The sequence below is a fragment of the Sphingomonas bacterium genome, assembly GCF_028292945.1.
In the GTDB taxonomy this organism is placed as follows: domain Bacteria; phylum Pseudomonadota; class Alphaproteobacteria; order Sphingomonadales; family Sphingomonadaceae; genus Sphingomonas.
Genome location: NZ_JAQGLJ010000001.1, coordinates 25331 through 47027 on the forward strand (window position 1 = coordinate 25331; position 21697 = coordinate 47027).

The window sequence follows — 21697 nt, forward strand, 5'->3', positions numbered from 1 at the left end:
CGAAAGTGCGCCTTGCGGCTTTAAGCGGCACACGTCTTCCCCAGCCGAAAGCTCCTCCATGCATCGCTACGGCCTGTTTGCGCTTCTCCTCTCCACGCCCGCGCTGGCGCAGGTGCCCGCCGGCAACTCCGCACCGCAGCCGGTGCCCTATGTCGATCCGATCCCGGCGGCGCGCGACGTGCCCTATCCCGGCACGATGCAGCTCGACGTGGACGCGACCGACACCGAGCGTGGTATCTTTCGTGTCAAGCAGGTGATCCCGGTTGCGACCGCCGGCCGGACGACGCTGTTGTATCCGAAATGGCTGCCCGGCAATCACGCGCCGCGCGGCGAGATCGAGAAGCTGGCGGGCCTGGTGATCCGCGCCGGTGGCCGTGTACTGCCGTGGACGCGCGATCCGGTGGACGTTTACGCCTTCCATATCGACGTGCCCAACGGCGCGCGGCAGCTGGACGTCGAGTTCCAGTTCATTTCCGCGACGCGCCCCGATCAGGGCCGGATCGTGATGACGCCGACAATGATCTCGCTGCAGCCCGAGCGCGTCAGCCTGTACCCAGCCGGCTATTACACCCGGCAGATCCCCGTACAGATGACGGTCAAGTACCCGACCGGCTGGACCGCGTCGGGCGCGGTCCCAGCGCGCGCGACCGGCGCGACCTACACCTACGACAAGGTCAACTACGAGACGCTGGTCGACTCGCCGATCCTGGCGGGACGCTACCATCGCAACATCGCACTCAGCCCCCGCGTCGATCTGGCGATGTACGCCGACAATCCGCGCGAGCTGAACGCCACGCCGGCGCAGATCGACACGCACAAGCGGCTGGTCGATCAGGCGGTGAAGACCTTCGGCGCGCAGCATTACGACCGCTACACCTTCCTGCTGTCGATCACCGATCAGCTCGGCGGCATCGGGCTGGAGCATCACCGCTCGTCCGAGAACGGGGTCAGCCCGGGATACTGGATCGATTGGGAGAACTCGACCGCGCGCCGCAACCTGCTGCCGCACGAATATGCGCATAGCTGGGACGGCAAGTTCCGCCGCGGCGCGGATGCGTTCACGCCCGATTACCGCACGCCGATGCGCAACTCGCTGTTGTGGGTCTATGAGGGACAGACGCAGTTCTGGGGCTATGTGCTCCAGGCGCGGTCGGGCATCGTATCCAAGCAGGATACGCTCGACGCCTATGCGAGCATCGCCGCCGGTTTCGACACCGCGCCCGCGCGGCAATGGCGCGACCTCGCCGACACCACCAACGATCCCGTCATCTCCGCGCGTCGGCCCAAGGGGTGGGCGAGCTGGCAACGATCCGAGGATTATTACAACGAAGGTCTGATGGTATGGATGGAGGTCGACGCGATGCTCCGCCAGAAGTCAGGCGGGACCAAGTCGATCGACGATTTCGCGCGTGCCTTCTTCGGCATGCGCGACGGCGACTGGGGGCAGCTGACCTATAATTTTGAGGATGTCGCGAGCACGCTCAACGGCATCGTGCCGTTCGACTGGGCGGGGTTCCTCCGACAGCGGCTGACCGAGACGGGCAAGCCCGCGCCGGTCAACGGCTTCGCGATGAACGGCTACAAGCTGATCTACACGCCCGAGCCGACAAAATACTGGAGCCTGACCGAGCGCCCGCGCGGCACTGACGTCAGCTATTCGCTGGGCTTCGTGGCCGACAAGGACGGCGTCGCGACGGCGGTGATCTGGAACTCGCCGGCGTTCAAGGCGGGGTTCAAGACCGGCACGACGGTGCTCGCCGTCAATGGCGAGGCCTTCACCGGCGACCGGCTGAAGGCCGCGATCATCGCCGCCAGGGGCACGACGACGCCGATTGCGCTGACGATCCGCAACGGCCAGCAGGTGCGCAGCGTGTTAATCCCGTACTATGACGGTCCGCGTTATCCCCGGCTACAGAAGGTCGGCACGGGTGAAGGCGGCCTCGACCGCCTGCTCGCGCCGAAATGATCTGAAGGAACACCATGCGCATAGACCTGATCCCGACGGGCAAGAACCCGCCCGACGACCTCAACGTCATCATCGAGGTGCCGACCGGCGGCGAGCCGGTGAAATACGAGTTCGACAAGGCGAGCGGAGCGCTGTTCGTCGACCGCATTCTGCACACACCGATGCGCTACCCGGCAAATTACGGCTTCGTGCCGCACACCCTGAGCCCCGACGGCGATCCGCTGGACGCGCTGGTGATCGCGCGCTCACCGTTCATCCCGGGGTGCGTGGTGCGCGCGCGGCCCATCGCGGTGCTCAATCTGGAGGACGAGGCGGGCGGCGACGAGAAGCTGGTTTGCGTGCCGGTCGACAGCACCTTCCCATATTATTCCAACGTCAACGAGCGCGGCGACATGCCCGAGATCGTGTTCGAACAGATCGAGCATTTCTTCACGCACTACAAGGATCTGGAAAAGAAGAAGTGGGTCCGCGTCGGCACCTGGGGTGGCGCAGACGAGGCGCGGCGGATCACCATGGAAGCGATCGAGCGCTACAAGGCCAATCCGAAGGAACCTGAGGTCTGAGTGCCTTGGCCATGGCGTGGCTCCGTCACCTGATGTGACCCGTCGCAGCGGACCGTGACGCTTTGGACGTGACATCATCACGTCCAAAGCGGAGCTTCTTGTACTCTGCTCCGCTGTCTTCGCGAGCTAGGGTGTCCCCAACTTAGCGAGAGGCGGGGCGGCATGGCATATCGTAAGCGGAAGTCCGGGGCGGACACTTGGCATTTCTGCCGCAACTGCACCTTGTGGCCGACGAGCGACTATAGCGAGCAGTCGGGCAAGCCAACCACCGGAGAGCTGTGCAACCAGTGCCGGTCCAAAGACAGCGTCGGTAACTGCACGCGCTGATCAGCCGCGCTTGCGGGCAGGTCTCTTTGCGGGCGCCCGCATCCCCGCCTCCAGCGCCAGCGTCGCCCAGCGCCTGAGCGCGTCGGGATCGTCGTAGCAGTCGTTGGGCGCGCGACGGTAGTTCATCGAGCCGGTCTTCTCGCCCATCCGGAACGTGAAGCGCGGCGCGCCTTCCGCGTCCCACTCCGCATCACTGACCTTGTCGGCCTTCAACCACAGCAGATCGTCGTCGACGATCGCGAACACGATGCCGTCGCAGTAAAGCGTCCGCCCGCCCATCATCGCGCGCGATGTCACCGTCGCCGGCGCCATCGCCTCGACGACCCACGCGACCAGCCCGTCGTCTGCCGCCATCAGACCCGCTCGGCCAGTTGCCTCAGCGCGTCGCCGCTGACCCGCTGCACCGTCCAGTCGTCCTGCCCGACCGCCCCCATCGCCCGGTAGAAGGCGATGGCGTCGGCGTTCCAGTCCAGCACCGACCATTCGAACCGCGCGCAGCCACGGTCCAGCGCGATCGCCGCCAAATGCTGCAGCAGCATCTTGCCGACGCCCCGCCCCCGCGCCGCAGGGGTGACGTACAGGTCTTCGAGATACAGCCCACGCCGCCCCGACCACGTCGAAAAGTTGTGGAAGAACAAGGCGAAGCCGACCGGTTCGCCGTCCGATGCGATCACCGCTTCGGCTGCGGGCGACGACCCGAACAACGCCGCGGTCAGGTCTGCTTCCGAGGCCTCTACCGCATCGGGTTCGCGCTCGAATGCGGCAAGCTCGCGCACGAAGCGGAGAATGGTTGGCACATCTGCCGCCACCGCCGGTCTCAATATGATCATAACATCACCGCTGCGGGCGCGGCGGCCGGCTTCTGACGCAGCGCGAGCAGGCAGCCGACGACGATCAGCGTCGCACCCGCGAGCGTCGTCAGCGTCAGTTCCTCGCCGAAGAACCACCAGCCGAGCAGCGCCAGCCACACGAAGCCGGTATATTCTGTCGTGACGAGCACCTGTGCCTCCGCCCGCGCGTAAGCCCATGACAGCAGCAGCAGCGACACGCTCGCGAACAGCGCCGCCGCGACCAGCAGCGGCCATTGCCCGCCCGCAGGCGCCACCGCCGCCCACGGCGCGAACGGCAGCAGGCAGAGCAGAACGGTGCCGGTCTGGAAGAACGCGATCTCCTGCGGCCGTGCCTGCTGCGCCTGGTGGCGCTGCATGACGAGGTTGATCGCGTACAGCACCGCCGACACGATTACCGCCACGATCCCCTCGACGATGCGCCCCTCAACTTCGGCACCATGCGGCGCGCCAAGTCGCCCGGCGACGATCACGCCGACCCCCGCCAGGCCCAGCCCGGACCCCGCCACCGCACCCGCCGTCACCGCCTCGCCGAGGAACAAGGATGCCAACCACGTCGCCAGCAGCGGCGCGAAGAACGAGATCGCAATCGCCTCAGCCAGCGGCACCAGCGTGATGGCGTGGAACCACAGGCTCGCCATCGCGGCGACCAGCACCCCGCGCCCGACATGCAGCCGCAGCAGGCGCGGTTCCGGCCAGGCGGGCCGCGTCGTCGCCCATAACGACCCAGTGATGACGATCCCCGCCGCCGTGCGCCACAACAGCGCGCTGTACGCGCCGAGCGCCAGCCCCAGCTCCTTCATCAGCGCATCCATGACGCAGAAGATCGCGATCGCCAGGCACGCGACAGCAAAGGGGACGAGGGTGGGGCGCACTCCCGCCGCGTTACCCGGTATGTCTGTGCGGGACTACTGCAATCCTCCCCGTTACGGGAGGCGACGCGCGAGTTTGCTCGCGTGGCGGAGGGGGCGGGCGGCCGCGGAGTCCGGCGCGTCGAGAGCCCGCTCCGTCAGCCCTGCGGGCTGCCACCTCCCCATGAATGGCGAGGATTTGGAGGGTTAACGTAGCACCATCGTGTCACCCGCGATCCGCACCTCGTCCAGCTTGCCGAGGAAAGACTGCCCCAACAGCGATCGGTCGAGGCCGTCGAGCACCACCGCCGCTACCGGGCCGACCCGCCGCCCGCCCAAGGTGATGCTGTCCAGCGTCACTGCAATGCCCCGCACCGGCCCCGACGCGCCGGTGCCGACGACAGCAAAAGTCGACGGGTCGACCGCCAGTCCTGACGTCCGAGCGTCATCGATGCTCAACGCCACGACGGTCGCGCCGGTATCGACCACCATCGTCACGGGCTGCCCGTTGACCATGACAGGGGCGTGAAAATGGCCGTTGCCGGCGCGCTTCAGTTCCACCGACTGGCCGGGCACAAGCATGGGTTCGCCGGGTCGATGTGCGACAGGTGCAGCCACCGGCGGTTGAGGTAGCGTAGCGCTCGCGAGGCTTGGGGTTGCAGGCGTCTGCGGCCGACCGGACAAAGCGATGCCGATGCCGAACAGCGCGACGGCGAACAGGAAGAGCCGGCCCATATCGACAAGCTAGCAGTTCCGCCTTGCCGAGCCGCTAAGCCCGCTGGTTAAAAAAGCGCCTCGTCCAGCAGGCGCGCCAGCCGGATACCGCCGCGCCGCACGCTTTCGCGCGCCGCCGGCACGGCGGCCGCCACCGCCGCATCGCTCAGCGTCACCTTTGCGGGCGAGGGCGAGCAGCTATCGCCGCCGAGCGCGCCGGCATAGGCCGTGTCGCGCGACAAGGCCCAGCTGTCGCGGCTCCAGTCCTCGACCGTGCCGGCCCCCATCCGGGCTCGCTCGGCGGCGGGATAGCGGCGGATCAGCGAAGGTCCGCTGGTGATCGCGCGCTCGGCGAGCGGGCCATCCCAGACCGAGTGGATGTTGAAGCGCGGGGGCGCATATACCCCATAGGCGGCCGCGAGGCCGTTGCCGCCGCGATCGCTCTTGTCGCCCGCGTGGAGCGGCTGATGCAGGTCGCCGACGAAGTGGATCAGGAAGGCGAGCGCCTCCACCTTGTCCTTGCGCGACGTCCGCCGGTCGCGCAGCCGTGCCGCCTGCCGCGTCACCTGCGCCGACACGCAGTCGCCCTTTGCGCAGGCGGACTGCAGGTCGAACGGCTTGCACACGTCGACATTCTGATAATGCCAGCTGAAGGCATAGCCGTAGCGCTGCTGCCCGGCCGCGTCCTTTAGCGGCTTGATGCAATCGGCCCAGTAGCTCGCCTCTTCCGGCGTCCGCGCGGGACATTCGGGCGTGCCGAGCAGCGCCTGGTTGGCGAGCAGACTGCGCACCGCGCGTGCCGTCGACGGCTTGACGTTCGCCATGGCGACGAGGGCGATCGTCTCGTGACCATATTCCCAATAGGCCTGGGTGGGCGCGGCGAGAGCCAGCGCGGCGAGCGGGACAAAGCGGAGCATCGGCAGCGCCTTAGCCCTCGTCGGCATACAAAGCGACCCGCCGCTCACCTCCGCTGGTCGCGAGTCCGCGGTTCATGCCCGGCGTGGTGAAGCGCCAATGCGCCTGCCCGTCCGCGTCGACGACGATCACCCCGCCGGTCCCGCCGAGCGCCGTCACCTCGTCCAGCACCGCCGCCGCCGCGATCTCGATCGGCTCGTTCAACAATCGCACCCGGACGTCGATCGCGTGGGCAACACCGACGCGCAGGAAATACTCGCCCGCGCCGGTGCAGGAAACCGCGCAGCCGCGATCGTCGGCCCAGGTGCCCGCGCCGATCACCGGCGTGTCGCCGATCCGCCCCCAGCGCTTGCCCGTGACGCCGCCGGTCGATGTCGCCGCCGCGAGGTGACCGTCCATGTCCCGCGCCACCGCGCCGACGGTGCCGTACTTCATGTCGACATCATACCCGTCGGCACCCTTCGCCAGCAGGTCGGCCAGGTTGGCGCGACGCTCGTCGGTGACGAACCAGTCGTTGCCCACCTGCTCCATCCCCATGTCGCGTGAAAAGGCGTCCGCGCCGACCCCGGCGAGGAAGACGTGGTGGCTGCGCTCCATCACGGCGCGTGCCAACGCGACCGGGCTGCGCGTATAGCTCACCCTCGCGACGGCACCGGCACCGCGCGTATGACCTTCCATGATCGATGCATCGAGTTCCGCCGTGCCGTCCGCGGTAAGCGCCGCGCCGCGCCCTGCGTTGAACGGCTCGGCCTCCTCGAGCACCCGCACTGCCGCTTCCACCGCGTCCAGCGCCGCACCGCCGCCGGCCAGCACCGCCGCGCCGGCGTCGAGCGCGCGGCTCAGTCCGTCGCGCACGGCGATGTCCGCCTCCGCGCTCGTCCGCTCGCGACGGATCTGGCCTGAACCGCCATGGATCATCAACGTCCAGCTCATGGTGCGGCCCTCGCCCGTGACCGCAACCCGATCAAGGGTCGCAGCCAGCCGATCGAGCGGCCGAGGAAGTAGAACAGCCAGCACCCCGCCGCCGTTGCCGTGACCAGGATCACGAAATCGACGCCGGAGGGCAGGTCGGTCGCCACGATCAGCCAATAGGCGACCACGACGATGATCGTCTGGTGGATGATGTAGAAGGGGAACACCGCCTCCGTCAGCGTCGCCCGAACCGGGTGGTCACGGTTCCAGAACCGGTCGGCGATCCCGATCAGCGCCGCTACCGCCGCCCAGCCCTGCACGCCATAAGCGACCGAAAAGATCGTGCCCCAGGGGGGCGTCGCGATCTGCTTGCCGGGCCACCGATACTCGATCGAGGCGGCGAGGGCATAGGCGACAAGCGCGACTACAAGCGCCGCCGGCCACCACCGCCGCGAGCTCGCCAGCACTTGGGGGCTGCCCGCCAGTCCCCATCCGAACAGAAAGGCCGGCAGGTAGCTCGCATGCGCCACGCCGTCGTCGATGAGCCCGTGCGTCTCGCGCTCGCCGACGAACCACCACGCCTTGACCGCCACCATAAACAACGCGGGGATCAGCAGCGAGAGGACGCCCGCGAACAGCAGGTCATAGCCGCGCTGTGCCGCCGCCCGAAGTCTCGCGGGGGTCAGGACCAACGCCAGCGCAAGCAGCAGCGTGTAGACCCACAGGTAAGCGACGAACCACAGGTGGTTCCAGGTCGGCATGTCCACGCCGGAAACATTCTTGAAGTCGTAATAGTCGCGCAGCCAGAACCGGCCGAACGTCTGCTGATAGCCGTGTTTCACGACCAGCTCGACCCAGGGCTGCGGCGGCAGGATCAAGGCCATGCCGAACAGCAGCGGGACCAACAGGCGCAGCGACCGGTCGCGCGCGAAGGGGCCGGGTCCTGCGCTGCGCGAGAACAGCGCGCGGCTGGCATAGCCCGACACGACGAACAGCAAGGTCAGCCGCCACGCGCTCGACGCGATCATCGGGATCGCGACCCAGTCCGCGCCCGGCAGCTTGACATGGAAGTCCCACGGCACGAACACCATGCCGACGTGGTACAGGATCAGCACGCCGAACGCGCCGATCCGCAACCAGTCCAGGCCGTAATGGCGATCGATCGTCGTCATCGCACGTCCTCCCTCACCCAGCCGATGACTCTTCCTTCATCGCCTCCGATCACCTAGCGCGGCAATGGGATGAACGCAGGCCTTTATCGCTCCGTCTGGCGCTGGCACTTCTATGCCGGGCTGTTCGTCATGCCTTTCGTGCTGCTGCTGTCGGTCACCGGCGCGATATATCTGTTCAAGCCGCAGATCGATCGGTGGGAGGAGCGCGCCTGGCGCGATCTCCCGCCCGCACCGGGGTCGCCGGTTGCACAGGTCGATGCGGCCCTGGCCGACTTCCCGGGCGCGCGTGTCGACAGCTATCGCGTGCCAGAGCGTGTCGGCGACGCGGCCCTTATCCACCTGGCGCTTGCCCAGGGAGGGATGCGCGACGTGTTCGTCTCGCCCAGCGGCCGTGTGCTCGGCAGCCTCGATCCGGAGGCGCGGATCAGCGCGGTGGTATCGCGGCTGCACGGCAATCTGCTGATCGGACGCATGGGCGACTGGCTGGTCGAACTCGCGGCAAGCTGGGCGATCGTGATGATCGTCACCGGCCTGTATCTGTGGTGGCCCAGAGGCAGGGGGCTCGCGGGCGTGATCTGGCCCCGCGCGCGCGCCGGTCTTCGCGACCTGCATGCCGTGACCGGCTTCTGGGTCGCGGGGCTGGCACTTATCCTGCTGGTATCCGGCCTGCCCTGGGCAGGGATATGGGGCAGCGCGTTCACGACGGTGCGCGCCGGGTTCGGCTTGGTCAAGGACGCGCCCGACTGGAAGACTGGTGCGGCGGCGAGCCATGCCGACCACGATCACCACGCCATGGCCGTCACCTCGCCGCTTCGCGCACCGCTCGAGCGACTGCCCGCAATGGTGGCGCTGGCACGGGCGGAACGGCTTGCCTTTCCCGCGCTGATCAGACCGCCCGGGGTAACGGACGCGCGTGGCTCGCCCTCGCCCGGCTGGGTGGTGAAGTCGGAGGCGCAGAACCGCACGCTGCAGCGATCGATCACGATCGATGCCGCCAGCGGACGGGAGCTGAGCCGCACCGGCTTTGCCGACAAGCACCCGATAGACCGGCTGGTGAACTACGGGATCAGTTGGCACGAGGGGCAGCTGTTCGGCTGGGTCAATCAACTCGTCGGAGTGGTGACCGCGGCGGCACTGCTAGCGCTGGTCGTCACCAGCTTTCTGCTATGGCGGCGGCGCCGTCCTGCCGGCTTGCTCGGCGCGCCACCCGTGCCGGGCACGCAGCACCTGCGCGGCGTGACCGCCATCATCGTTGCGCTGTGCGTCCTGCTGCCGATGGTGGCGATCTCGCTGACGGCCGTGCTGCTGCTCGAATGGCTGGTGCTGCGCCGCGTTCCCGCCACGGCGGCCTGGCTGGGCCTTCGCGCTGCACCGGTCCGGAACCGGCCATGATCATCGGCCTCGGCTCCGACCTGTGCAGTATCGAGCGTATCCAGGCCTCGCTGGACCGGTTCGGCGCGCGCTTCGAGGAGCGCGTGTTCACCGCCGCCGAACGCGCGCGCGCGGGACGGCGTCCGTTCACGAAAGCGGGCACGCTGGCCAAGCGCTTCGCCGCCAAGGAGGCGTTCTCAAAGGCGGTCGGCACCGGGTTCCGGCGTGGCGTGTTCATGCGCGACATCGGCGTCGTCAATGCGGCGTCGGGGCAACCGACGCTCGCGCTGACGGGCGGGGCTGCGGCGAGGCTTGACGCGATCACGCCACGCGGCCACGTCGCGCACGTCCATCTGACCATGACCGACGATCATCCCTGGGCGCAGGCTTTCGTGGTGATCGAAGCACTTCCCGAAGGCTCCGCTCCATGACTCCCACGGCTTCTGACGCCGCCGTTCCCGAGGTTCAGACGGCCACGCCGGACGATCAGCCGGCCAAGATCGACGAGGCGCGGCGCGGCACCGACTGGTGGGGCGAGATCAAGGGCATCTTCTGGCTGCTGCTGGTGGTGCTCGGCTTTCACTCGTTCATCGCCAAGCCCTTCTATATCCCGTCGGAGTCGATGCTGCCCGGCATGCTGGTCGGCGACCGGCTGGTGGTGACGAAGTTCGCGTACGGCTGGTCGTTCGTGTCGCCGACCATCCCCAATCCCGCCGCGATCTTTCGCAGTGCCGTGCTGCGCCAGCCGGGCGAGGGCTGGACGGTGGGGCTGCCCTTCACCGCCGGGCGCATCCTGGGCCGGGTGCCGACACGCGGCGATGTGGTCATCGTGACGCCGCCGGGGACGCGCAACGACTATATCAAGCGTGTGGTCGGCCTGCCCGGCGACACGCTGGAGGTTCGCGGCGGCGTGCTGATCCTGAACGGCAAGCCGGTGCCGCGTGGCCCGATGCGCTATGTCGACCTGCCCGTCGATGCGAACAGCCCCTGCACCGACTATCCAGGCGCCGTGCGCCTGGTAGGCGGCAGCCAGGTCTGTCACCTGCCGGTCGTCACGGAGACGCTGCCCAACGGACGCCGCTATGACACGGTCGATCTGGAGCCGAACAGCACCGGCGACAATTTCGGACCGATCCGCATCCCCGCCAACCACGTGTTCCTGATGGGCGACAATCGCGACCGTTCGGCCGACAGCCGCTTTGGCCTCGACGACCAGGGCCTGGGCGGGCCGGTGCCCTATGAGAATATCGGCGGCCGCGCGGAATTCATCACCTTCTCGCTCGATGGCACCACCAGCCTCAATCCGATCAGCTGGTTTACCTCGCTGCGCGGCGGGCGGGCGGGCACGTCGCTCCATGCCGAGGAGACGAAATGAGCCCAGAAGCCGACATCCAGTCGCCAAGCTTCGTCGAACCCGGCGCCAGCCCGAACGAAGTCCGCGATCCGCTGGTCCGGCAGGAGCTGAAGAAGGTCAAGGTCTGGTTCGGTGCGGGCCTGCTGATCGCGCTGGCGGTGCTGCTGGTGCAGCCGCTGATGGTGATCGGCGCGGGTATCATATTGGGTGTGATGTTCGATGGCGGCGTGCGCCTGCTCGGCCGCTACCTGGCGATCGCGCGCAGCTGGCGCCTGCTGATCGTCGTGCTCGGCGTGATCGCGTTCCTGGTCGGCACCTTCTACTTGATGGGCGTCGGCATCGTGCAGCAGGTCGAGCAGCTGCGCACGACGCTCGAGGGGCAGGCGGTGCGCTTCACCACCTATCTGACCAGCCAGGGGCTGATGCCCGCCGCGTCCGACATCAGCGGCGTCGCGCGGCAGGCCCTGTCGTCGGTCGGTCGCCTGACCAGCTGGGTCGGCTCGGCGCTGGGCGCGATCACGACCTTGTTCTTCATCCTGGTCCTGGGCCTGTTCTTCGCGATGGAGCCGCGCGTCTACGAGCGCGGCGTCCAGTGGATGATCCCACGCGCAAATCGCGTTGAGTTCGCGCTGACTTTGGACCGCATGGGCTTCACGCTGCGCCGGCTGCTGGCGGGCAAGCTGCTCGCCATGGTGGCGCAGGGCGTGCTGACCTGGATAGCGTTGGCGATCGGCGGGGTGCCGCTGGCGGCGCTGCTGGGGATCATCACCGGCGTGCTGGCATTCGTTCCGAATATCGGCGCGTTCGTCAGCGGTGTGTTGATGGTGGCGGTGGGGTTCAGCGCGAGCGGCGACGCGGGACTGTGGGCGATCGGTACCTATGTCGTCGTGCAGGGGCTCGACGGCTATGTCTTCTCCCCTCTCGTCGCTCAGAAGACGGTGGACATGCCGCCCGCCCTCACCCTGGGCGCGCAGATCCTGGCGAGCGGACTGCTCGGGCTGATCGGGCTGGCGCTGGCGGACGCATTCGTGGCGATGGTCAAGGTCGCGCTCGAACGGCGCGCGGAGAAGGAAGACGAGAGGGTCGGAGAGCAGAGTGCCCGAGGCACGCGGCAATCCTCCGGCTGACCCTCCAAGCTTCGTCATGCCGAACTCGTGTCAGCATCCATGCGGGACCGAGACGATGCGCGCGGACCCTGAAACAAGTTCAGGGTGACTGACAAGCGGCGCCATCTACCAGCCTGTCGAACAGCGCCAGATAACGCGCCGCCGCATCCTTGCCCGGCATCGGAACCGGCTCCGGCCGCGCCGCTGTCAGCCACCAGCGCAGCGCCGCGACCAGCCCCGCCGCATCGTCGCGCGCGACGACTGTGCCAAGCGTTCGATCCCACACGATCTCGCGTACCGACGGGCTCGAGTCCGTCGCCACCACCGGTGTGCCGACCGACAGCGCCTCCCGCAGCACGCCGGGCGCACCCTCGAAATCCGATGGCAGCGCCAGCACCGCCGCTCTCGCCATCGCCGCAAGCGGATCGGCGGCATGGCCCGGCAGGTGCAGCCGCTCCGCGACGCCGAGCGCCGTTGCCTGGGCCAACAACGACCCGCGCTCGTCACCCTCTCCCAGGACGACGACCGGCACACCCGCCAGCGCCGGCATCGCCGCGATCAGCCGGTCCCAGCGCTTCTGCCGCGCCAGCCTGCCGACACCGAGAATGAATGGGCCGTCCGGGAGCGGCAGCCGTTCCGCGTGGAGTGCCTGCATGGGCGGTGGATTGGGGATCACGCTCGTCCGCCCGGTCATGCCCGTCGCGCGCGCCGCTTCCGCCGCCGTCGCCGGCGTCATCGCGACGAGGTGATCGAAGAAGCGCGCGTGCAGCCGCAGCCATGCGCGATGCGCGGCGTCGAGCACCGCGCCATGATCGCCGCGACGGACGGCGTTGGACATCTTGGCGACGATCGGTGGACATGCTCCGCCTAGCCGCGCCCTCGTCCAGGCGGCGACACTGGTGTAATGATTACCTGGGCAAAAGATCAGGTCGGGTCGCCGCGCCCGAACGTCCAAGGGCACTGCGCCCAACAGCCGCCGCATGGAGGTATCGCCGATCTCCACCACTTCCACCGCTGCCGGCAATGCGGTGGCCAGCGGTCCGCCCGCGTCACCCAATACCAGCGTCACGCGGCGTCCCGCTGCGGTCCACCCGTCCGCCAGCCGCAGCAGCGCGCGTTCCACGCCACCGCCGCGCAGGTCGCGCGCATAGGTCAGGATGTGTGCCGCCGGCATCGCGCATTCGCTACGCGCAAAGCCGTCACATCAGCACCTTATTTCGCGGGCAAGCGCCGTCGCTTCCCCCGAAGAACCGTTCACACCCCCCATGATCCCGCTCGCTTCCGAGACCATCCCGCCCGGCGCGGCGCTCGCCGGAGTGGAGCCGTTGCCGTCGGTGCGGTCGCGCTGGCCGGCGATCATCGGCGCGGGCCTGACGGTGGCGATGATCGGCGGGTTGGCGAACGCACTTCTAGGCAAGGGACTGTCCGGCATCACCAGCGCGGTTCCGACCGATCCGCGTTTCTGGCTGTGCTTCGCCGCGTTCTACATGGCCTTGCCCGTGGCGGACTACCTGATCTTCCGGCGGCTATGGGGCATTCCGCTGAGTGGGCTGGTCGCGCTGATCAAGAAGCGGATCGCGAACGATCTCGTCGTCAGCTATTCGGGTGAGGCTTATTTCTACAGCTGGGCGCGGCAGCGGGCCAGCTTCGTGGCGGCGCCGTTCGGCGCGATCAAGGATGTGTCGATCCTGTCCGCGATGGCGGGCAATGTCCTGACCCTGCTGATGCTGGCAGCGGCGCTGCCGCTCAGCCGGGAGCTGCTGTCGCCGGAACAATGGCGCACCGTCATGTGGTCGACGGTGATCCTGATCGGCGTATCGCTGCTGTTCGTCATCTTCTCGCGCCGGGTCTTCTCGCTGGCGCGGCGGCAGCTCTGGGAGGTCTTCGGCGTGCACTGCGCGCGGGTGATCGCCAGTTCGACCTTCACTGCGCTTGCCTGGCATTATGCACTGCCGGCCGTGTCGGCGAGCATGTGGCTGTTCCTTGCCGCGGGGCGCCTGCTGGTATCGCGACTGCCGCTGCTGTCGACGACGCAGAAGGAGATCTCGTTCTTCACCTTCGCGGCCCTGCTGATCGGCCAGCATGATGCGATCAAGCAGTTGATCGCCATCTTCGCCGCGCTCACGATCGCGGCGAACGGCGTGCTGCTGCTGATCTTCGCCCTTCACGGTCTCGTGACCAAGAGGAAACCCTGGTGATCCGCCATGTCGTTCCCGCCCTGTTGTTGCTGGCGCTCGCCGGGCCGGCACAGGCACAGGTGCTGGGCGAGGACGCCGCCGCCTGCACCACGGGCGTGCCGGCGATCCTCGTCTCCGTCATCGGATTGAAGGATCGCAAGGGCGAACTGAAGCTGGAATTGTATCCCGGCACCGAAGAGGATTTCCTCAAGGACGACCGGGACTTGCTGAGGGAGGGCAAGCTGTTCCGCCGGGTGCGCGTGCCCACGCCGTTGCAGGGAGACATGCAGATGTGCGTGCGCGTGCCCCGGCCCGGCCGCTATGCGCTGCTGCTCACACACAATCGCGACGGCAAGAACAAGTTCAGCTTCTGGTCGGACGGCGCCGGGTTCGTATCGCCAAAGAAGATCGGCCGCTCGCGACCCAAGCTGACGCAGGCGCTCGTCGACGTTCCGATGGGAGTCAGAAGCGTAACGATCCAGCCCCAGTATCTGCGCGGGCTGAGCGGGTTCGGGCCGGTCAAGAACTGATCGTGCGGATCGTGCCATGAAGATCGTGGACGTCAACGAGTTCTACTCGCCGACCGGTGGCGGCGTGCGCACCTACCTCGACCGCAAGATGAGCATCCTCGCGCAACGCGGTCACGAGTTGATCGTCGTGGCACCGGGCAGGGAGGACAGCGAGGAGGAGCGGCCCGGTGGCGGGCGCATCGTCTACCGCCGCTCGCCAGGCATGCCGTTCGACAAGAACTACGGTCTGTTCTGGGATGCCGCGCCGATCCATGCGCTGCTCGACCGCTTCGACCCGGATGTGGTGGAATGCAGCTCGCCGTGGCGCCCGGCGTGGATCGTCGCGGACTGGCCGGGGCGGGCAATGAAATCCTATTTCTTCCACGGCGACAACTTGGAGGCCTATCCCAAGATCTACCTCGAGCGGTTCGCGTCGGGCGAGCGGATCGAGCGCGCGTTTGGCTGGTACGACCGCTACATGACGCGGTTTCTAGCGCGGTTCGACACGGTGCTGACGAACGGGCCGGCGCTCGCAAGGCGGCTGCGCGCGCGCCACGTGCGGGTCGACGCGGCGATGACGCTGGGCATCGAGCGCCGGCATTTCTCTCCGACGTTGCGAGACCCGGCGGTGCGTGCCGAGTTGCTCGCCCAGTGCGACCTGCCGCCGAGCGCGCATCTGTTGCTCGGCATCGGCCGGCATCATCGCGAGAAGCAATGGCCGCTGGTGATCGACGCGGTGCAGCGCGCCGGTGCGACGCTGCCGATCGGGCTGGTGCTGTTCGGGCAAGGGCTGGCGACGAAGATGCTGGAGAAGCACGTCGGCGACAGCCCGCACATCCGCCTGTTCCGCCCCGTCTACGACCGGTCACGCCTGGCGCGCATCATGGCGTCGACGGACGCGCTGATCCACGGCGCTTCGGCGGAGCCATTCGGGCTGGTCGCCTATGAAGCGCTGGCGAGCGGCGCACCGATGATCGTGCCGGACGAAGGTGGCGCGTTCGAGGCGTCGGCGCCCGCCTACGCGGAGAGCTTCCGCGCCAAGGATGTCGTCTCATGCGCCGAAGCGATCATCCGGTTCTTCGCGCGTGATCAGACGGCGATGCGCACGGCTGCCGCCGACGCCGCCGCCCGCGTCCGTTCGGACGAGGATCATGCAGAGGCGCTGGTCGCTCACTATGAAGGCGTGATCGCCGCCAAGCGTGTATAAAGCCGCCAGCGGCCTACCTGCCGCACCCGGTACCCACGTCGTGTCGCCTCCGCCCAAAACAGCTCGCTGCATCGAGCCGATGTCCCCAGCAAGGATTTGAGGTCAGCTACCCACCGCCGTCACGAAATAGTCGAGTGCGGTCGAGTCCGACAGGTGGAACCCGCGCCCCGGCGAAAACGCCAAGCCTTGCACGTCGGTCACGCGGAGCCCCGCGCCGTCAAGCAACCGCGTCAATTCGTCAGGGGTCAGGAACTTGGCATGATCATGCGTGCCGCGCGGGATGCGTCCGGTTCCCTCCGCCAGCGTGATCATCGCCAGCCGCGACAGCGGCGTCCGGTTGGGCGTGGACAGCACCAGTAGTCCACCGGGCGCCAGCGCGGCTGCCAAGCCATGAACGAACACACCGGGATCGACGACATGCTCGATCACCTCCAGTGAGGTGACGAGGTCGAACCGCTCGCCCGCCACCGCCTCGACCCCCCCGACGCGGTAATCGATCGCCAGCGAACCGGCATGCGCGCGCGCCACCGCGATCACCTCGGCCGACGCATCGACCCCCGTCACGGCCGCACCCATCCGCGCCAGCGGTTCGGCGAGCAGCCCCGCGCCGCATCCCATGTCCAGCGCGCGCTTGCCCGCCAGCGGGGTGAAGCTCGCCGCGTCGCCGCCCCAATGCGCATCGATCCGCGCGCGTAGATAAGTCAAACGCGGCGGGTTGAGCCGATGCAGCATCGCCGACGAGCCGGTCGGATCCCACCATTCAGCCGCCATCGCGCCAAAATGCGCCGCCTCGCGCGCATCCACCGTGCTTGCGTCCATCATATGGGTTCCCCTAACAGCCTGCCCCACCGCTCCCAAGGGGATTGCCGCCGCTCATGGCCCGTATTGTGATGAAGTTCGGCGGCACGTCGATGGCAGGGATCGAGCGGATCCGCGCCGTTGCCGCGCGCGTGAAACGCGAAGTCGATGCCGGCGCGCAGGTCGTCGTCGTGGTGTCCGCGATGGCGGGCGAGACCGATCGGCTGGTCGGCTTCTGCCGCGAGGCGTCGGCGTTGTACGATCCGCGCGAGTATGACGTCGTCGTCTCGTCGGGCGAGCAGGTGACCAGCGGGCTGCTGGCGATCACGTTGCAGGCGCTGGGCGTGCCGGCACGGTCCTGGCTTGGCTGGCAGCTTCCTATCCACACGTCGGGCGCTTTCGCCAAGGCGCGGATCGGCGCGATCGACACCGCCGCGCTCGCGCGTTCTCTGGACAACGGCGAGGTCGCCGTGATCCCCGGCTTTCAGGGCACCGCCGATGGCCGCATCACGACGCTGGGGCGCGGCGGCTCCGACACGTCGGCGGTGGCGATCGCGGCCGCGCTGAAGGCGGAGCGCTGCGACATCTACACCGATGTCGACGGCGTCTACACCACCGACCCGCGCATCGTCCCGCGCGCGCGCAAGCTCGCCAAGGTGACCTATGAAGAGATGCTGGAGCTCGCCAGCGTCGGCGCAAAGGTGTTGCAGACGCGCTCGGTGGGGCTGGCGATGAAGGAGGGCGTGCGCGTGCAGGTGCTGTCCTCCTTCACCGGGCCGGACGCGCCGATGGCGGACACGCTGCCGGGTACGATGATAGTGAGTGAAGAGGAGGTTGATACCGTGGAACGCCAGCTCATCACCGGCATCGCGCACGACAAGAACGAGGCCAAGATCACGCTCACCAGCGTCCCCGACAAGCCAGGCGCGGTGGCGGCGATATTCGCGCCGCTCGCCGACGCGGGGATCAACGTCGACATGATCATCCAGAACGTCGCGCATCGGTCGAAGGGCAGTGAGGGCGGATCCACGGACGTGACGTTCACCGTTCCCGCCGCCGATCTCGCCCATAGTTTGTCGGTGTTGGACGGGGGCAAGGCGACGATCGGCTTCGACGAGGTCGTCCACGACTCCCGCGTGGCAAAGATCAGCGTCGTCGGCGTCGGCATGCGAAGCCACGCGGGCGTCGCGGCGACGATGTTCACCACGCTCGGCCTGCGCGGGATCAACGTCCAGGCGATCTCGACCAGCGAGATCAAGGTCTCGGTGCTGATCGACGAAGACGAGACCGAGCTCGCCGTGCGGGTGCTGCACACGGCCTATGGGCTGGACGCGGAGGCGGCGTAGCCTCTTCGCGGCAGCCACCACAGCACCGGCAGCACGCCGATCGCCACCACTGCGATCATCGCGCCGGGCGCGGCGGCCCAGCCTGTGCGCTGCGTCAGCAGGTGCGCGAGCAGCGGGGTGAGGCCGCCGAAGATCGCGGTCGCGGTGGTCGCGCCCAACGCCAGACCGCTGAGCCGGCCCTCCCCGGGGAACTGCTCGGCGGTCGCCACCGCGCCGACCGCGCTCACCGCGCCGGCCAGCCCCGCGAGGACGAGCGCGCCCGCCACGATCTGCCACCCTGCCCCGCCCGCCATCCACGCGAACATCGCGAGCGGCAGCGCGGCGCCGAGGACCGCCAGCACGACCAGCACCGGGCGCCGGCCGACGCGGTCGGACAACCAGCCGACCAGCGGCGTCACCGCGATCACCACCACCGCCGCCGCCGTCGCCAGCCACAGCGCGTCCGCTTCGGCCAGCTTGCCGACCGTGGTCAGGAAGGCGGGCACATAGGTGATGCCGACATAATAGGTGATCGAACCCAGCGCGGAGATCGCAAAGCCGCGACCGATCGCGGCGCGGTGGTTGGTCAGCGTGTATTTCAACGGGTTGGCGGGCACCGTGCCGGCCTCGCGCTGGCCCAGGAAGTCGGGCGACTCCTCCATCGATTGCCGCGCAATCCAGACGACGATCGCCAGACCGGCACCGATCAGGAACGGGATGCGCCAGCCCCAGCCGTCGAGGCTCGCCTGACTCATCGATGCGACCGTCACCGCCGATACCGCGACCGCCAGCAGCCCACCGACCTCGCTTGCCGCCGCCGCGAGCGAGGTGACGAAGCCCCGCCGGTGCGCCGGTGCGCCCTCCAGCAGATAGGCGACGACGCCGGTATATTCGCCGCCCACCGCGAACGCCATCACGCAGCGCAACGCCAGCAGCAGCCACCCCGCCGCCGCGCCGATCTGCGCATAGGTTGGCAGCAGCGCGGTTGTCAGCATCGCCACCGTCATCAGCGCCATCGACAGCAGGAGCGTCGCACGCCGGCCGTGCCGGTCGCCGAACTGCCCGAACGCGAGCGCGCCCAGCGGTCGCATGAGATAGGCAAGCGCGAACCCGCCCAGCGTCGCCGCCAGCGACAGCTCGCCGCCGCCATAGAAGACGCGCGCCATCACGGTGGCGAGATAGAGGTAGATGGTAAAATCATACCATTCGACCACCGTCGAGAACGCCGCCAGCGCCATCGATCGGCGGCGGATGCGCGTGTTCGAGCCGGGCAGAGTCATCGCGCGCTCGATCGCGTGGAAGTTGACGACCCTGACGATCCCCTCCCGTCGAAATCGCCTCCCGCGAGGATTTCCGACGCCGGCCGGGAACAGGAAGAGGTGGATCGGCACGCCATATCGGGCGATGTCTGGCACAGGCCGGCCCTTGTACGACAGCCAAAGATCGCGCCAGGACACGATGGCTTGCCCGGGCGGCAGGCGCGCGCGATAGCGTGCGGCATGACCGACACGCTCACCGCGACCAACTTGGACCCGATTACAGGGGGGTACCGCCTTCACCGCCGCATGGCGCGCGGGGCTGCGTTCCTCGGCTCCGAATGGGCGATCATGGGCGGGGCGATGTCGTGGGTCAGCGAGCGCAACCTGGTCGCCGCGATGTCGGAAGCGGGCGCGTTCGGCGTGCTGGCGTGCGGGGCGATGACGGTCGAGCTGCTCGACCGCGAGATCGCCGCCACCAAGGCGCTCACGCAACGGCCGTTCGGGGTCAACCTGATCACCATGCACCCCGATCTGATGGCGCTGATCGAGGTGTGCGGGCGGCGCCGCGTTGGCCATGTCGTGCTCGCAGGGGGACTGCCGCCCAAAGGTTCGCTGGAGGCGATCAAGGCGACGGGCGCGAAGGTGATCTGCTTCGCGCCCGCGCTCAGCCTCGCCAAGAAGCTGATCCGCTCGGGCGTCGACGCGCTGGTGGTCGAGGGGATGGAGGCCGGCGGGCATATCGGCCCGGTCTCGACCAGCGTGCTGGCGCAGGAGATCCTGCCGGAAGTCGCCGAGCAGGTCCCCGTGTTCGTCGCCGGCGGCATCGGCCGCGGCGAGGCGATCGCGGGCTATCTCGACATGGGCGCAGCCGGCGTCCAGCTCGGCACGCGCTTCGTCTGCGCCACCGAGTCGATCGCGCATCCGAAGTTCAAGCAGGCGTTCATCCGCGCCAGCGCGCGCGACGCGGTGGCGAGCGTGCAGCTCGACCCGCGCCTGCCCGTCATCCCCGTCCGCGCGCTGAAGAACGCCGGCGGCGAACTGTTCACCGCCAAGCAGCGCGAGGTGGCGGGGCATCTCGACGAGGGCCGCGTGGTGATGAGCGAGGCGCAGCTGCAGATCGAACATTACTGGGCCGGCGCGCTGCGTCGCGCGGTGATCGACGGCGATGTCGAGCATGGCTCGGTAATGGCCGGGCAGTCGGTCGGCATGGTGACGAAGGAGGAGCCGCTCGCCGCGATCATCGCCGAGCTGATGGGCCAGGCCGCGACCGCGCTGGAGCGGCGCGCGGCCTGAGATGGAGATCCGCGCCGGCGGTCTTGATCATCCGGACGTGCAGGCGCTGCTGCGGCTCCATCGCGACGAGGCGCTCGGATCGACCCCGCGCGAGAACGCGCACGCGCTCGATGTGGACGGGCTGCGCGCCGGGGATGTGCGTTTCTGGACGGCTTGGGATGGCGCTACGCTGCTCGGCATGGCGGCGCTGCGGCGGCTCGAGGCGGGGCATGTGGAGGTGAAGTCGATGCGCACCGCGCCCGCCGCCGTGCGACGTGGAGTCGGGCGTGCGCTGCTAACGTACCTTATCGAGGTGGCGCGCACCGACAGGTACACGCGACTGAGCCTAGAGACGGGCACCGCGCCGAGTTACGACGCCGCCAACCGGCTGTACGAGGCGGCAGGGTTCGAGGATGGCCCGGCATTCGGCGGCTATCCGGAGAGCGCGCACAACCGGTTCATGACCATAGTCTTGTAGGGCTGAGACCACACATTTGCGAACAGCGGTCCGATCCGGAATGCTCACCCTATGACGAACGCCGATGGCCGGTGGGCCTCTCAAATCCGGGACCTGGCACGCTGCTGATCTGGCTTGAGCCCTGGGCGGAGGAGTTTAACGTTCCGCCTCGCTCGACCGTCATCCTCGAAGCTTCAGGGGCTTCAGATGCTTATGTACCAGGTGAGTTGGAGTGGACAGCGGACCATATAATAGTGCGCGCAAGCGCACGATCGTCACTGTGTTTATCGATGAGGCAGTTCAAGATTCCAGCTCGGCCGTAATTGCCGCCCCTGACACCCTAACGAAAGGAATACTGAGCCTCGTATTCGCAGATCAGCCTGCCGCACGGTTGGGCGGATTACCCTATGTCGACGGTGCGTTATCGTGGTGGGAGCGAGCAAAGCGTCGCCTTCGCCTTCGAATGTAGTCGGCCACTGATTTGCCGCCGGACCGCAGGCTGACATTCGCACCTTAGACGAACAGCTCCCGCAAGAACCCCTGCATCGCCGCCCAACTCCGCCGGTCCGCGTTCTCGTCATACCCGAACCCCGG

Annotated in this window: 22 protein-coding genes; 12 read left to right on the top strand and 10 right to left on the bottom strand. The window is 68.1% G+C overall.

The window, feature by feature from the left end:
* Positions 1-58: 58 nt before the first annotated feature.
* Both JWN21_RS00115 and ppa read left to right on the top strand, forming a co-directional pair.
* A complete protein-coding gene (locus JWN21_RS00115) occupies positions 59-1966 on the top strand; it encodes a peptidase M61 (protein ID WP_299645354.1) in 1908 nt (635 codons plus the stop codon).
* 14 nt (positions 1967-1980) lie between these two features.
* Positions 1981-2529 carry an inorganic diphosphatase gene (gene ppa / locus JWN21_RS00120; protein WP_299645355.1) on the top strand — a complete coding sequence of 183 codons (549 nt, stop codon included), beginning with the start codon at positions 1981-1983 and terminating at the stop codon, positions 2527-2529.
* 327 nt (positions 2530-2856) lie between these two features.
* Here ppa and JWN21_RS00125 read toward each other — a convergent pair whose 3' ends face one another.
* The 7 genes from JWN21_RS00125 to JWN21_RS00155 all read right to left on the bottom strand — a co-directional run bounded on the left by JWN21_RS00125 (position 2857) and on the right by JWN21_RS00155 (position 8268).
* Positions 2857-3210, bottom strand: a complete 354-nt coding sequence (locus tag JWN21_RS00125) for a TfoX/Sxy family protein (protein ID WP_299645356.1) — start codon at positions 3208-3210, stop codon at positions 2857-2859.
* Positions 3210-3686 (bottom strand): GNAT family N-acetyltransferase, encoded by a 477-nt coding sequence (locus JWN21_RS00130; protein ID WP_299645357.1) that lies wholly within the window; start codon positions 3684-3686, stop codon positions 3210-3212. The genes JWN21_RS00125 and JWN21_RS00130 overlap by 1 nt, the downstream gene beginning before the upstream one ends.
* On the bottom strand, positions 3683-4579 hold the full coding sequence (locus JWN21_RS00135; RefSeq protein ID WP_299645358.1) for a DMT family transporter: 897 nt from the start codon (positions 4577-4579) through the stop codon (positions 3683-3685). Before JWN21_RS00135 ends, JWN21_RS00130 begins: the two co-directional genes overlap by 4 nt.
* A 183-nt stretch (positions 4580-4762) precedes the next feature.
* Positions 4763-5137, bottom strand: coding sequence for a TIGR02281 family clan AA aspartic protease (locus tag JWN21_RS00140; protein WP_299645359.1), 375 nt, complete (start codon positions 5135-5137; stop codon positions 4763-4765).
* Between the two features lie 200 nt (positions 5138-5337).
* Entirely contained in the window at positions 5338-6186 is an 849-nt protein-coding gene (locus JWN21_RS00145) for a S1/P1 nuclease (RefSeq protein ID WP_299645360.1), read from the bottom strand.
* A gap of 10 nt (positions 6187-6196) precedes the next feature.
* Positions 6197-7117 carry an isoaspartyl peptidase/L-asparaginase family protein gene (locus JWN21_RS00150; protein ID WP_299645361.1) on the bottom strand — a complete coding sequence of 307 codons (921 nt, stop codon included), beginning with the start codon at positions 7115-7117 and terminating at the stop codon, positions 6197-6199.
* Positions 7114-8268, bottom strand: coding sequence for an acyltransferase family protein (locus JWN21_RS00155; protein ID WP_367182884.1), 1155 nt, complete (start codon positions 8266-8268; stop codon positions 7114-7116). Before JWN21_RS00155 ends, JWN21_RS00150 begins: the two co-directional genes overlap by 4 nt.
* 69 nt (positions 8269-8337) lie before the next feature.
* Here JWN21_RS00155 and JWN21_RS00160 point away from each other — a divergent pair, with 69 nt between their 5' ends.
* Genes JWN21_RS00160 through JWN21_RS00175 form a run of 4 tightly spaced genes read left to right on the top strand, consistent with a single transcriptional unit; the run spans position 8338 to position 12120 of the window.
* The gene (locus tag JWN21_RS00160; protein ID WP_299645362.1) at positions 8338-9660 is read left to right on the top strand and encodes a PepSY domain-containing protein; all 1323 of its coding nucleotides are present in this window, start codon (positions 8338-8340) and stop codon (positions 9658-9660) included.
* Positions 9657-10070 (top strand): holo-ACP synthase, encoded by a 414-nt coding sequence (gene acpS / locus JWN21_RS00165; protein WP_299645363.1) that lies wholly within the window; start codon positions 9657-9659, stop codon positions 10068-10070. Before JWN21_RS00160 ends, acpS begins: the two co-directional genes overlap by 4 nt.
* Entirely contained in the window at positions 10067-11014 is a 948-nt protein-coding gene (lepB, locus tag JWN21_RS00170) for a signal peptidase I (RefSeq protein ID WP_299645364.1), read from the top strand. The genes acpS and lepB overlap by 4 nt, the downstream gene beginning before the upstream one ends.
* Positions 11011-12120, top strand: coding sequence for an AI-2E family transporter (locus JWN21_RS00175; protein ID WP_299645365.1), 1110 nt, complete (start codon positions 11011-11013; stop codon positions 12118-12120). Before lepB ends, JWN21_RS00175 begins: the two co-directional genes overlap by 4 nt.
* A gap of 79 nt (positions 12121-12199) precedes the next feature.
* On the opposite strand, the gene JWN21_RS00180 is transcribed toward JWN21_RS00175, so the two are convergent.
* Positions 12200-13273, bottom strand: a complete 1074-nt coding sequence (locus JWN21_RS00180; RefSeq protein WP_299645366.1) for a glycosyltransferase — start codon at positions 13271-13273, stop codon at positions 12200-12202.
* 91 nt (positions 13274-13364) lie between these two features.
* Between JWN21_RS00180 and JWN21_RS00185 the strand changes: the two genes are divergently transcribed.
* Genes JWN21_RS00185 through JWN21_RS00195 form a run of 3 tightly spaced genes read left to right on the top strand, consistent with a single transcriptional unit; the run spans position 13365 to position 15992 of the window.
* The gene (locus JWN21_RS00185; protein WP_299645367.1) at positions 13365-14297 is read left to right on the top strand and encodes a hypothetical protein; all 933 of its coding nucleotides are present in this window, start codon (positions 13365-13367) and stop codon (positions 14295-14297) included.
* A complete protein-coding gene (locus JWN21_RS00190; RefSeq protein ID WP_299645372.1) occupies positions 14297-14806 on the top strand; it encodes a DUF2141 domain-containing protein in 510 nt (169 codons plus the stop codon). The genes JWN21_RS00185 and JWN21_RS00190 overlap by 1 nt, the downstream gene beginning before the upstream one ends.
* A 16-nt stretch (positions 14807-14822) precedes the next feature.
* Positions 14823-15992, top strand: coding sequence for a glycosyltransferase (locus JWN21_RS00195; RefSeq protein WP_299645368.1), 1170 nt, complete (start codon positions 14823-14825; stop codon positions 15990-15992).
* 102 nt (positions 15993-16094) lie between these two features.
* Here the strand turns inward: JWN21_RS00195 and ubiG are convergent, their stop codons facing one another.
* Positions 16095-16811, bottom strand: a complete 717-nt coding sequence (gene ubiG / locus JWN21_RS00200) for a bifunctional 2-polyprenyl-6-hydroxyphenol methylase/3-demethylubiquinol 3-O-methyltransferase UbiG (RefSeq protein WP_299645373.1) — start codon at positions 16809-16811, stop codon at positions 16095-16097.
* Positions 16812-16867: 56 nt separating this feature from the next.
* On the opposite strand from ubiG, the gene JWN21_RS00205 reads away from it, so the two are divergent.
* The gene (locus JWN21_RS00205; RefSeq protein WP_299645369.1) at positions 16868-18136 is read left to right on the top strand and encodes an aspartate kinase; all 1269 of its coding nucleotides are present in this window, start codon (positions 16868-16870) and stop codon (positions 18134-18136) included.
* On the opposite strand, the gene JWN21_RS00210 is transcribed toward JWN21_RS00205, so the two are convergent.
* Positions 18109-19395, bottom strand: a complete 1287-nt coding sequence (locus JWN21_RS00210) for an MFS transporter (RefSeq protein ID WP_299645374.1) — start codon at positions 19393-19395, stop codon at positions 18109-18111. The genes JWN21_RS00205 and JWN21_RS00210 overlap by 28 nt on opposite strands.
* Positions 19396-19680: 285 nt before the next feature.
* Here JWN21_RS00210 and JWN21_RS00215 point away from each other — a divergent pair, with 285 nt between their 5' ends.
* On the top strand, positions 19681-20667 hold the full coding sequence (locus tag JWN21_RS00215) for a nitronate monooxygenase (protein ID WP_299645375.1): 987 nt from the start codon (positions 19681-19683) through the stop codon (positions 20665-20667).
* Position 20668: 1 nt separating this feature from the next.
* A complete protein-coding gene (locus tag JWN21_RS00220; RefSeq protein WP_299645370.1) occupies positions 20669-21124 on the top strand; it encodes a GNAT family N-acetyltransferase in 456 nt (151 codons plus the stop codon).
* Positions 21125-21697: the final 573 nt, after the last annotated feature.